This is a genomic window from Flavobacteriales bacterium, from assembly GCA_026129465.1.
Lineage (GTDB): Bacteria > Bacteroidota > Bacteroidia > Flavobacteriales_F > PHOS-HE28 > PHOS-HE28.
Map to the genome: position 1 here is coordinate 1,364,805 of JAHCIA010000001.1, position 11,923 is coordinate 1,376,727.

Annotated in this window: 9 protein-coding genes and 1 other RNA gene; 8 read left to right on the forward strand and 2 right to left on the reverse strand. The window is 63.9% G+C overall.

The genetic code is table 11. The annotated features are described in order from the left end of the window. Positions 1 to 189 precede the first annotated feature (189 nt). The 7 genes from KIT10_05845 (at position 190) to KIT10_05875 (ending at position 9,255) form a co-directional block, all read left to right on the forward strand. Complete coding sequence (locus KIT10_05845; protein ID MCW5898776.1) at positions 190 to 1,656, forward strand: LysM peptidoglycan-binding domain-containing protein; 1,467 nt, start codon at positions 190 to 192, stop codon at positions 1,654 to 1,656. Next, the gene (locus KIT10_05850) at positions 1,653 to 3,245 is read left to right on the forward strand and encodes a hypothetical protein (GenBank protein ID MCW5898777.1); all 1,593 of its coding nucleotides are present in this window, start codon (positions 1,653 to 1,655) and stop codon (positions 3,243 to 3,245) included. Before KIT10_05845 ends, KIT10_05850 begins: the two co-directional genes overlap by 4 nt. 9 nt (positions 3,246 to 3,254) lie before the next feature. Continuing rightward, positions 3,255 to 4,493, forward strand: coding sequence for a hypothetical protein (locus tag KIT10_05855; GenBank protein MCW5898778.1), 1,239 nt, complete (start codon positions 3,255 to 3,257; stop codon positions 4,491 to 4,493). Positions 4,494 to 4,496: 3 nt separating this feature from the next. Next, positions 4,497 to 6,185: an MBOAT family protein gene (locus tag KIT10_05860; GenBank protein MCW5898779.1), complete on the forward strand. Its 1,689-nt coding sequence runs from the start codon at positions 4,497 to 4,499 to the stop codon at positions 6,183 to 6,185. Positions 6,186 to 6,316: 131 nt separating this feature from the next. Beyond that, a complete protein-coding gene (locus tag KIT10_05865; GenBank protein ID MCW5898780.1) occupies positions 6,317 to 6,724 on the forward strand; it encodes a thiol-disulfide oxidoreductase DCC family protein in 408 nt (135 codons plus the stop codon). A gap of 167 nt (positions 6,725 to 6,891) precedes the next feature. Further along, the gene (locus KIT10_05870) at positions 6,892 to 7,524 is read left to right on the forward strand and encodes a murein L,D-transpeptidase catalytic domain family protein (protein MCW5898781.1); all 633 of its coding nucleotides are present in this window, start codon (positions 6,892 to 6,894) and stop codon (positions 7,522 to 7,524) included. 39 nt (positions 7,525 to 7,563) lie between these two features. Continuing rightward, positions 7,564 to 9,255 (forward strand): L,D-transpeptidase family protein, encoded by a 1,692-nt coding sequence (locus KIT10_05875; protein ID MCW5898782.1) that lies wholly within the window; start codon positions 7,564 to 7,566, stop codon positions 9,253 to 9,255. A gap of 6 nt (positions 9,256 to 9,261) precedes the next feature. Here KIT10_05875 and KIT10_05880 read toward each other — a convergent pair whose 3' ends face one another. Both KIT10_05880 and KIT10_05885 read right to left on the reverse strand, forming a co-directional pair. Further along, the gene (locus KIT10_05880) at positions 9,262 to 10,677 is read right to left on the reverse strand and encodes a hypothetical protein (GenBank protein ID MCW5898783.1); all 1,416 of its coding nucleotides are present in this window, start codon (positions 10,675 to 10,677) and stop codon (positions 9,262 to 9,264) included. Positions 10,678 to 10,702: 25 nt separating this feature from the next. After that, a complete protein-coding gene (locus tag KIT10_05885) occupies positions 10,703 to 11,659 on the reverse strand; it encodes a glycosyltransferase family 2 protein (GenBank protein MCW5898784.1) in 957 nt (318 codons plus the stop codon). 73 nt (positions 11,660 to 11,732) lie between these two features. Here KIT10_05885 and ffs point away from each other — a divergent pair. Next, positions 11,733 to 11,830: signal recognition particle sRNA small type (gene ffs / locus KIT10_05890), an RNA gene on the forward strand. Positions 11,831 to 11,923: the final 93 nt, after the last annotated feature.

Genomic DNA, 11,923 nt, shown 5'->3' on the forward strand with positions numbered 1-11,923 from the left:
AGGCGGGCAGCAGGGCGGACATCGCCAACGCGGGGATCGATCGGAACGCCCATGCCATGGATATCATGTGACAAAGGAACGCTGGCAGGTGGAAGGTGTTCGCCCGGCATGGCCAACACCAGCGCGTGGAAGACTTCCTGCGGAGCACGGCCCGTTGCTTGTTCGAGGCAGGTTTTTTTACGTGGTCGCGTGAGGAGGTTCCTGCAACATATCACCGCCGCTCTGGCCGTGTCGATCTCAGCCCCCACTTACGGACAGGGCGCATGGCCGGTGGACAGTCTGCTCGCCACCTGGCCCATCCAGCAGCGTTTCCAAACGTCGCGCGTCAAGCCCAAGCCGGGGCAGACGCTGGATGCGGACCGCCTCTATGAAGACCTGAAACGCGCCACCCCTGCCCTGCCGGTCTTCGTGGACAGCCTGGTGGATCGCCATGTGGAAGTGTTCACCCAGGAGCAGCGCGATCATTTCCGCGTGGTGCTCGGCGCGGCGGAGGCCTACCTGCCGATGATCGAACGCGAACTGGCCGCGCACGGGCTGCCCGATGATTTGAAGTATCTCCCCTTCGCGCTGAGCGCCTTCAACCCGCAGGCCGCCAGCAACACGGGCGAGGCCGGGCTGTGGATGCTCACCTGGCCTGTGGCGTTGAAACATGGCCTGATCGTATCGGCCTCCATGGACGAAAGACGTGATGCGGAGAAGTGCACCGCGGCCGCCATGCGTCACCTGCAAGCGCTGCATGCCCGGTACAACGACTGGCCCACCGCCGTGATGGCCTTCGCCTGCGGACCCGCGAACCTGACCCGCGCGCGGCAGCGGGCCGGGCGCGATGCCGATGCACGACTGCTCTACCCGCATTTCTCGCCCGGCCACCGGGGTGTGCTGCCAAGGTTGATGGCCTTCACCTTCCTGGCAAGGCAAGCCGAAGCGATCGACCTTGAGCCATTGGTCTACCGCATCACCGAACCGAACGACACGGTGCGCTTCGACAGCCTGCTGCACATCGGCGCGCTCACACGTGTGCTGGGCACCCGGCCATCGCGTTTCAGCGCGCTCAATCCCACGCTCACTGGTGGCACGGTACCCGCGGGCATGGCCTTCCTTCTGCCCCGCAGCGAGGCCGCCCGGTTCACGGATCTGGCCTTCGTGGTGCTGGAGGCCCAACGCACGAAGCCGCGGACACCCGCCGCCGAACGCCTGTCGGAAGAGGCTGTGGACCGGCTCGCGGACGGACGCGAGGCCATTCTGCATCGTATCGAAGAGGGTGAGGACCTCCATGCGATCGCCGCCCGTTTCACGACATCGACGGCGGAGCTGATGGCGTGGAACGACCTCAAGAGCGAAGTGGTCGAGGTGGGCAACACCTTGATCGTGTATGTACCCCACGAGCAACGCTTGAGATACGAAGGTGTCACGAATGGCATCCGCCCGGATACCTCGGCCGCACCCGTGCGGACGGACACCACGCGCGTTCAGGTCAGACCCCCGGCGCCGAAGGCCATGCCGGATGACCATTCCTGGTATACCGTGCGCAGTGGCGATTCGCTCTATGGCATCGCCAAGCGGCATCCGGGCGTATCGGCGGAGGACATCATGCGGGCGAACGGCATCGGCGCGAACATCCGGCCCGGACAACGGATCAAGATCCCCAAGCCATGAGACCGCTGCGCATCTGGCTGTTCCTGCTGGTGGTCCTGCTGCTGCTCGGGATCATCGGCGCGATCATACCGGCGGAAGGATTCCGGCTGGGCGGTTTCACCACCGTGCGCTTCCCCTCCCCGCGGCAAGTGCTCTTCCCCGACCGGCGCGGCAAGGTGGACATCAGCGACATCCTGGCGATCACCACCGACGCCGATGAGGAGATCGAATTGCGAATCACGGTGGATGACGCGCTCACCACGCTGGACACGCTGGGCATGGACACCCTGCCGGACAGGCCGCCGGAGCGCTTCCTCTTCGACCCCGACCGCATCCCGCCCCTGGAGGAACGCATCATGCTGCACTACCCGGAGGCCGGCAAGGCGGCGCTACACCCCTTCTTTGAGGCGCTCACCAGGGCGCATCAGGCGAAGAAGCCCATGCGCATCATGCATTATGGCGATTCACAGTTGGAAGGCGACCGCATCACAAGCTACGCGCGTAACAAGCTCCAGACGCAGTTCGGCGGACAAGGACCGGGGCTGGTGAGCGTGTCCGACATCGTTCCGCACTTCTCGGTGGACCGGATCATCAGTGCCAATTGGCAGCGCTTCAGTGTGATGGGCAAGCGCGACAGCAGCCTGTACCATGATCGCTTCGGCGCTCTGGGCAGTTTCTCCCGATTCACGCCCATCCTGCCCGACAGTGTCCCGCCGGATACCACTGTGCACACCGCCACCATCACGCTCAAGCCGCATAAACGCTCTTACGCCCGTGCCCGCGACTGGACGGTTTGCCGGATGCACTTTGGCTGGCACCGCGCGCCGCTCACCATCAGCGTCACACGCAACGGCGAACTTGTTCGCACCGAGACCATTCCGCCGGGCGACCGCCTGCATATCGGTGAATGGCGCTTCCCGGGTCCTTCGGAAGATGTGACGATCACCCTGTCCGGTGCGGACAGCCCGGATGTGTTCGGTGTTTCGCTGGACGGGCCGGGCGGTGTGGCCATGGACAACATCGCCGCGCGCGGTGGGGCGGGTTACGAGTTCCGCAAGACGGACCAGGCGCTGCTGCAGGCCATGTACGACGACCTCGGTGTGAAGCTGTTGATACTCCAATACGGCGGCAACGTGCTGCCCAACATCAGCACGGAGGAACAGGCGCAGCGATATGGCGCCTTCTTCGGGGCGCAGATCGCGCGATTCCGCCGCATGATACCGGGTGTATGCGTCATCGTCATCGGCCCCAGCGACATGAGCATCAAGGAGGGCGAACATTACGTGACAAGGCCCTTCCTGGAGGAGGTGCGCGACGCCATGAAGGAGCACACGCTGCAACAGGGTGCGGTGTTCTGGGACATGTACACCGCCATGGGCGGACGTGGCAGCATGGTGAGCTGGGTGACGGCCGATCCGCCGCTGGCCACCACCGACTACACGCACTTCAGTCCGGCCGGCTCGAAGAAGGTCGGCGAACTCTTCTACACCGCATTGATCAACGACTACGCCGAGTGGCGAAGCACCACACAGGCCAAGCCTGCCCCGCCCGAGAAGAAGGAAGCGCCGCCTAAAGCGGAGAAGACCACATCCACCAAGGAAAGACCCTGACTTCAGTCCATGCGCTCGATCACCGCCCAAGCCGCGATCATCCTCACCCTGCCCGCGCTCGCCCAGCCGGACCCATTGCGGGTGACCGTGCCCGACTTCGTTGACCTGGCGGCCAACCAGATCATCCTGCAGGGCGACAGCAGTGGCTTCGCGGCCTGGCACAACAAGCTGGACCGGCTCATCCTCGATGGCCAAGGACAGCTGAACATCGTCCACATAGGAGGATCGCACATCCAGGCGGACATGTGGAGCATGCATACGCGGCATCGCCTCCAACAGGTAGTACCGGGTGTCCGTGCGGGCAGGGGCTTCATATTCCCCTACACCATGGCGAAGACCAACAACCCGTACTCCTACGAGGTGAAGCACAGCGGCAACTGGTCCGCCGTGCGCAACGTGACCAAGGCGGACACCAGCACCCTCGGCCTCAGCGGCATCTCCGTCACCACGCGGGATACGCTGACCGAACTGATGGTGGCTTTCCGGGGTGAGCAATATCCCGGCTACCAGTTCAGCCGCGTGAAGGTGCTGCACAACCGGGACAGCAGCATCGCCGTGGAGGCCTGGTCGCGCGACAGCACCGTGCGCATCGAAAGACGGACCGATCCGCGTGAGGGTGTGACCACCATACGCTATGACCGCTACATGGACACGCTGCGGCTGCGCTTCCGTCGGACGGATACGCTGCAGACACGCTTCACCCTGCACGGCATCATCCTGGAAAGCGACGACCCCGGCATCTTCTACCATGCCATCGGTGTGAACGGCGCGGCCACCAGAAGCTACCTGCGCTGCCAGCGCTTCGCCGACCACCTCGCCCTGTTGAAGCCAGACCTCGTGGTGTTCTCCGTGGGCATCAACGACGCGCACGACGCCGACTTCGACCCGGCGCGCTTCAAGGCCAACTACGCGGAATTGATAAGGCGTGTGCGAAGCGTGGCCCCGGATGCGGCCATCCTGCTCACCACCAACAGCGACAGCTATTTCAAGCGCAAGGTGGCCAACCGCAATGCCCACAAGGTGCGGCAGGTGATGTTGGAGCTGGGCGCTGAACAGGGCGTGGGCGTGTGGGACCTTTTCACCGTGATGGGTGGCCTGGGCTCCATCGCCCAATGGGAGTCCGCCGGGCTGGCCCAAAAGGACCGCATCCACTTCAACCGCCAGGGCTATATGCTGCTGGGCGACCTGCAGACAGCGGCGTTGATGCAGGCTTACGGCGAACATGTGAAGCTGAGCGTGAGACCCTGAAGCATGGAAGCGGCCGAGACGATCCTTCGATCCATCGCCTACCTCATCCTGGGGGTCATCGGCTATGAGTCGGAGGAGCCGCTCATATTCACGCGCTTCTTCTTCTGGGGCTTCTTCGCCGTGGTGCTGGCGATCTACAGCATCGTGTACAAGCGGCGGGCACTGCGCAACGCCTTCCTATTCTTCGCCAGTCTCTTCTTCTACTGGAAGACCAGCGGCTTTTTCGTCACCATCCTGCTCTTCAGCACCATCACCGATTTCTTCATCGGCCAGGGCATCCACGACAGCCGCTCGGAAGTGAAACGCAGGTGGCTGCTGGCGCTGAGCATCTTCCTGAACCTCGGCGTGCTGGGCTATTTCAAGTACGCCCACTTCGTGGTGGACAACATCAACGAACTCTTCGGCACCAGCTTCCAGGTGGTGAACCACTTCGCCCACTGGACCAATCTGGTGTGGGACAGCTCCTTCGTCGCGGACCGGATCCTGCTGCCGGTGGGCATCAGCTTCTTCACCTTCCAGACCATCAGTTACGCGGTGGACGTGTATCGTGGGCATGTGAAGCCCGTACGCAACCTGCTCGACTTCGGCTTCTACGTGAGCTTCTTCCCGCAGCTGGTGGCCGGTCCCATCGTGCGCGCCGCCGAGTTCGTGCCCCAGCTCTACACCGACTTCAAGCTCACCCGCGCGCAGTTCGGACTGGCCGTATTCTGGATCCTCAACGGCCTGCTGAAGAAGATGGTCATCGGCGACTACATCGCGGTGAACTTCATCGACCGTGTCTTCGCCGACCCGTTGCGCTTCACCGGCATCGAGAACATCCTGGCCATCTATGGCTATTCGCTTCAGGTCTACGCCGACTTCAGTGGCTATACGGACATCGCCATCGGCGTGGCCCTGCTGATGGGCTTCACCCTGCCGGTGAACTTCAACAGCCCCTACAAGGCGCGCAGCACCGCCGAGTTCTGGAAACGCTGGCACATGAGCCTGAGCACCTGGCTGCGCGACTACCTCTACATCCCCATGGGCGGCAACCGCGGAGGTTCGCTCTTCTCGTGGATCATGACCGGCGTGGTGCTGGTGATGTTCACGCTGCTCACAGGGGAATGGATGCTGCCATTCATCGCGCTGGCCGCCACGGCGCTCATCGTGGTCATCGCGCATCAATGGGCACCCTTCCGCAACATGGTCACCACCAACATCAACCTGATGCTCACCATGCTCATCGGCGGGCTCTGGCACGGGGCCAGTTGGATGTTCGTGATCTGGGGCGGCCTCAACGGCATCGGCCTGCTGGTTTACAAAGGCTGGTCACGCATCAGTCCTTGGGGAAACAGCACACACTGGTTCGCACGCTTCCAAGCCATCGCGATCACTTTCACCTTCATCACCTTCACCCGTTTCTGGTTCCGTGGTGAAAGCCTGGAGGACGTGAACGACATGTTCCACCAGATCACCGGTGATCTCGGCTGGGCACTGGCGGGCGATGTGCTGTACGGCTTCCGCCATGTGATGCTGGTGATGCTCGCGGGCTTCGTCATACACTGGCTGCCCGAGCGCACCAAGCAGTGGTATCGCGAACGCTTCATCGCCCTGCCACTGTGGGCCATGGCGCTGGTGTGCGCCGCCGTGGTGCTGGTGGTGTACCAGACGGTGACGGCCGAAATGGTGCCGTTCATCTACTTCCAGTTCTGATCGGCAACACCCGCGCCGGATACGCCTCGCCAGCCCGGAAACCGGCGCCTCCCGTGTGCGCTCCAATACCTTTGCCCCGCGTGGACACCGCCCCCTAGACCGTGCTGCCACCCGCCGGTCACGCCCTCGAAATGGAACGGATCGTGCTCTTCGATGGGGTCTGCGACCTGTGCAACGGGTTCGTCCAGTTCATCATCGAGCGCGACCCCAAGGCACGCTTCCACTTCGGCACCCTGCAGTCTGCTGAAGCGAAGTCCTTCCTGGAGGGCGGCACGATCGACCCCCGCGATCCGGACACGGTGATCTACCGGCGCAAGGGGCGGCTGCTGACCCGCAGCAGCGCGGCCCTGAACGTGTTACGGGACCTCTCCGGCGCCTGGCCACTGATGTACGCGTTCATCATCGTACCCCCCTTCCTGCGCGACGCGGTCTACCGCTGGGTGGCGAAGAACCGATACAAGTGGTTCGGGAAACGTGACTCGTGCATGATCCCCACGCCGGACATGCGGTCCCGGTTCCTGGACGGACCGCGGGGTTGACCGCCATGCTTGGTGGCGGCACACCAGGGTAGCGGCTGGGAACACAAGCATCCAACCGGTCGTAGTAACAATGGAATGGGCCTCCGTCGTTATCTTCACAGCGCCTTGATCGCCTGCCGGACCGGAAGACCGGCGCAAGGGCCACAAGGCGGACCTGCATTCGGAACATGTTGACCACGCTTTTCCATTTCGCTGCGCTCATCGGTTGGCTGCTGCCCGCAGCGCCCGTGGACCACTTGGAGCCGTCCGCACCATTGGATCGGTTCGAGGCGATGTATGAGGACCTTGGTCTGGAAGGGATGATGCCCGCCGAAGTATTCCGTGCGGCCATGCTTCGCGTGGAAGCGTTCGAGGGAGAAGCGCGTGTGCTGGCCATCGCCGACATGACCCGCCCCAGCCACGAAGAGCGCCTGTATGTCATCGACCTGGTCGGTTGCCAATTGGCGAAGCGTACCTGGGTGGCCCATGGCCAGGGCACCGGCGAACTGATGGCCGAGCGGTTCAGCAACCGCCATGGCTCGCACCAGACAAGCTTGGGCCTGTACCGCGTGGGCGCCGAGATCCTCAGCCCCAAGCACGGCCCCGCCTTGTTGTTGTACGGCCTCGACCCCGATGTGAACGACCAGGCCCTGGCCCGTGAGGTGATCATGCACGGCGCGGATTACGTGAGTGGGGATTTCATTGCGCAACATGGCCGGTTGGGCCGCAGCTGGGGCTGCCCGGCGGTTTCGCGTGCCGATATGCCCGAGCTGATCGACATGCTCGCGGACAGGGCGCTCCTCTACATCCACGGCCACTGATCCGGACCCGATCGGCGCGGCCCTTGTTCCTTTGTGGCCATGATGCGATCGCCATTCCCATGGGCCACCTTGTTCCTGGTGGCCCAAGCCTGCACCACGCCGCCAGACCTTCAGGACCTGTCCCTCGCCGAGCAGAACCTCGCCATCGCCGAGGTCTTCGAAACGCCCGCTCCGTACAGCGTGCGCACGCTGGACAGCACCGAACTCGCCGCATTCTTCGACACGCATCCGGAATACCGCGTGGACTCGGCGGAGATCATGGCGTTCTACACGCGCCGCGAGATGCAGTTCGCCTGGATCGTCAGCGATTCGCTCTCCGCCTCGGCCGATGCGTTCATCGCCCTGGTGAACACGGCCGACACCACCCTGCCCAAGGCCACCGACCTGAACCACAAGCTGATGGACCTCTACTACCAGGGCTTCTCCGAAGGGCGGCGCATCGCGCTCTGCGACAGCTGCGCCACGGATCTGGAGTTGCGGCTCACCGCCCAGTTCTTCCGCTTCGCGGACAAGAAGTACGGAGGCTACCTGAAGCGTGACCTGCGCGAGTTGGACTGGTTCATCCCTCGGCGCCGTAAGGACGCGTCGCGTATGCTGGATTCGCTGGCCAAGGGTGTCATCGACCTGTCGGCCTATGAGCCGGTGCATGCGCAATACCGCCTTTTGAAGGAAAGGCTTCAGCGCTACCACGCCCTGGCCGAAGTACCCTGGCCGGAACTGCCGTTGCCACAGGCCCTTCGCAAACTGGAGCCCGGGGACAGCGCCCTGGTGATCGCCGCCATCCGGGAACGACTGGCGCTGATCGGCGACCTGGACAGCGCGGGTACGGGGACCAGGTATGACAGCACGCTCGTACCCGCCGTGCAACGCTTCCAGATCCGCCATGGTCTGCACCCCGACGGCGTGATCGGCGCCGGCTTCATGAAGGCGATCAATGTGCCCATGGCGGAGCGCCTGCGCACCATCCTCATCAACATGGAGCGGCTGCGCTGGGTGGACGAACACCAACCCGCCGACCTCATCCTGGTGAACATCCCGGAATTTCGGCTCCATGTGTACGAGGCCGATACGCTGGTGAAGAGCATGGACGTGGTGGTGGGCAAGACGGCCACGCGCACGGTGATCTTCAGCGACGTGATGGACCGCCTGGTGTTCAGCCCCACTTGGACGGTGCCACCCGGCATCATGCGCGCGGACATCCTGCCCAACCTGAAGAAGAACCCCGGCTATCTCGCTTCACGCAACATGGAGTTGCTCAGTGGCGGCCAGGTCGTGTCGGCACAGGGCATCGACTGGAACCGTTTCAGCACAGGCATACCGTATACCGTGCGGCAGAAACCCGGACCGTCCAATGCCTTGGGCCTGGTGAAGTTCCTTTTTCCCAACGAGTACCACATCTACCTGCACGATACGCCCACCAAGGGGCTCTTCGCCAAGGAGCAGCGCGCCTTCAGTTTCGGTTGCATCCGGGTGAGTGAACCGGTCTGGTTGTCGGAATATCTGCTGAAGGACGACCCGGAATGGGACCCGGCACGCATCCGGCAGGCCATGAACAGCGGCAGGGAGCGCCTGGTGATGCTCAAGCACAAGCGGCCGGTGACCATCGGCTACTTCACCGCGTGGGTCGATCGGGAGGACCGCCTGAACTTCCGCGAGGACGTGTACCGCCACGATGAGCGGTTGTACCGCGAGCTCTTCGCCGTGGGCATGCCGCTGCAAGCCGCACGTTGATCGGCGCTACTCCCCCGCCACCACGATCCGCAGGTCCCGATCGCCCAGCCAGGCGGCGAGTCCGCGGTTCATCCAGTGCCCCGGGTCTGGGCCGGCGTCCAAGGGTGCCAGGCTGAGCGGCACATCGTACAGCGCTGGCACCACCACTTGCTCTGCGCCTCTGGCCATCCCCTCCCTGATCAAGGCATAGCGCTCCCGCATCCGCATGTCGTAGCGCACAGCCCTCCCGGAGAAGAGATCGTCCGTCACGCGCCTGTCGTTGCCGGCATAGCTCAACAGCGCGATGGCCAGCATCAGCAGGACCCTCCTGCCCCATGCCCTTGACAGGGGAAGCCGCCAGCCACGGCATTGGACCACCTGCGCATCGAGTGCGCCCACGGTGAGCAGCCAGAGCGGGACAAAGAAGAAGAGCGCCACGTTCACGGTGCGGTGCTGGCCCAGCAGGCCGGTGGTCCAATACGGCAGCGCCATCACCAGGAAGAGCATTCCGAAGGTGATGAGCGACCAATGCCGGACGGGGATGGCGAGCAGCGACGCGAGATCCCGTGAACGCGAGGCGAGATCGCGGATGGCGGGCATGACAAGCAGCGTGGCCACGAGCATGATCGGTGAAAAGACCCACGCCGACCCGAACCGTCCGGTCTGTAGCGTGGACCACACGCCCGTGAGGAAGGGATCGTGGCGCGCGGGAAAGTGCGCTTCGCGAACCGCATTGCCCGGTGCTGCGGCCATCATCGCGCCAGCCAGCACCGCGATGGAAAGCAGCGCCACGGAAAGCGCATGCGCACGTGCGCCCGATCGCCAGCCCATCAGGATCAGCAGGGTATGGAAGGCCACGACCAGCATCATGGACACCTCGTTGGCACCGGCGATGAACAGGAGGGTGGCGATACCCAGCGCCGTCCACAACGAACGTCGCCGCGTGGCGCGGCGCATCCGTATGACCGCCGCCACATGGACCAGCATCAGGGCACTGGCCGCTTGGTACGTGACCGCGCCGGTGTACCAGTGGATGCCCTGGCCCAGATGCGGCATCAGGTTCAAGTAGATGGAAGTGAAACCCAATGCGCCCAGCCACATGCGTGTGCTGTCCGTCGCATCCTTCAGCATGGTGCGCAGCAGGAAGAAGGCCGAGCAGATGGTGAGGAGGATGAAGAACACGGGCATGGCCCGGTACCACCCCAGCGATGGTGCCGGTGCCCAGGTGAGCGGACCACGGAGCACGGCGGGATTGGTGGACCAGCGGCCGTTCCAGGTGCGGTACTCCACCACGAGTCTTTCCGCGAGCGGACCCTCCATGCCCACGGCGGCGTAGTTCAGATCGTCCGCATAAGGATGGATGAAGCTGGCGAGCCAGGCCTGGCGTGCCAGTAACACGAGCAATACCAGCAGCAGGAGGCGGTCGGTGCGGCGGGTGTCCATGCTTGGCGCGATGGCGCGGGCGGCCTCAACAGCCGAGTCGTTCGCGCACCCGGTAGCGGTTGCGGTCGGCACTGTTGCGCCCCACGAGTTCGGCCACGAAGCCGGCGGTGAACAACTGCACGCCGATGATCATGGCGGTGAGGGCCACGAAGAACAGCGCCTGGTCGGCCACGAGGGGCGCGGGGCGCTCCAGCACGAAGAGGTGCCAGAGCTTGCTGCCCACCAGCCAGGCCGCCGCGGTGAGGCCGAAGACGAACATCACCGTGCCCCAAGCGCCGAAGAAGTGCATGGGCCGCTTGCCGAAGCGCGCGATGAAGCTGATGGTGAGCAGGTCCAGGAAGCCGTTGATGAAGCGGTCGAAGCCGAACTTGCTCTTGCCGAAACGCCGGGGATGATGGCGTACCACCTTCTCCCCTATCCGGCGATAGCCCTCCTTGTGCACGATGAAGGGGATGTAACGATGCATTTCGCCGAAGACCTCGATGCTTTTCACCACCTCGCCGCGATAGGCCTTCAGCCCGCAGTTGAAGTCGTGCAGCTTCAGACCGCTGGCCCGCCGGATGGTCCAGTTGAAGAGTTTGGTGGGAATGGTCTTGGTGATGGGATCGAAGCGCTTCTTCTTCCACCCGCTCACCAGGTCGTAGCCCTCATCGGCGATCATGGCATAGAGGGCGGGCAGCTCCTCGGGGTCGTCCTGGAGGTCGGCGTCCATGGTGATCACCACTTGGCCCTGCGTGGCGCGGAAGCCCTCGTTCAGGGCGGGGCTCTTGCCGTAGTTGCGGCCGAAGCGGATGCCCTTCACGCGCCCATCGGCCCTGGCCAGACGTTGGATCTCCTCCCACGAACCGTCGGTGCTGCCATCGTCAACCAGGATGACCTCGTAGGTGCGGCCCATGGCACCGATCACCGCATGCAGGCGCTCCACCAAAGGGGCCAGCGACTCCCGCTCGTTGAGCAGGGGGATGACGACGGAGAGGTCCATGATGCAAGGATACGGGGCAGGTCCCGCACATGGCACCGGAGCCCGGCAGCGCATTCTCCCTACCTTTGGCCCGGGGCAAGTCCCGTACGACCAGCTCCCGCTGAATCCCCCAGGTCCGGAAGGAAGCAAGGGCAGGCGGTCGAGCGGTGCGATGCGGGTCGCTTGCCCCACTTTTTTTGCCCCTGCGCCTGGTCTTTCGCCCAACCTTTCCAGCTTAGATTACTGTCCGCCGATCGCCGTGATATCCGTCGATCCGATCGGCCG

What these genes read in the sequence shown, in the direction of transcription:
- KIT10_05850 (MCW5898777.1), top strand. Translation starts at nt 1,653, where the DNA reads ATGAGACCGCTGCGCATCTGGCTGTTCCTGCTGGTGGTCCTGCTGCTG.
- KIT10_05855 (MCW5898778.1), top strand. Translation starts at nt 3,255, where the DNA reads ATGCGCTCGATCACCGCCCAAGCCGCGATCATCCTCACCCTGCCCGCG.
- KIT10_05860 (MCW5898779.1), top strand. Translation starts at nt 4,497, where the DNA reads ATGGAAGCGGCCGAGACGATCCTTCGATCCATCGCCTACCTCATCCTG.
- KIT10_05865 (MCW5898780.1), top strand. Translation starts at nt 6,317, where the DNA reads ATGGAACGGATCGTGCTCTTCGATGGGGTCTGCGACCTGTGCAACGGG.
- KIT10_05870 (MCW5898781.1), top strand. Translation starts at nt 6,892, where the DNA reads ATGTTGACCACGCTTTTCCATTTCGCTGCGCTCATCGGTTGGCTGCTG.
- KIT10_05875 (MCW5898782.1), top strand. Translation starts at nt 7,564, where the DNA reads ATGATGCGATCGCCATTCCCATGGGCCACCTTGTTCCTGGTGGCCCAA.
- KIT10_05880 (MCW5898783.1), bottom strand. Translation starts at nt 10,677, where the DNA reads ATGGACACCCGCCGCACCGACCGCCTCCTGCTGCTGGTATTGCTCGTG.
- KIT10_05885 (MCW5898784.1), bottom strand. Translation starts at nt 11,659, where the DNA reads ATGGACCTCTCCGTCGTCATCCCCCTGCTCAACGAGCGGGAGTCGCTG.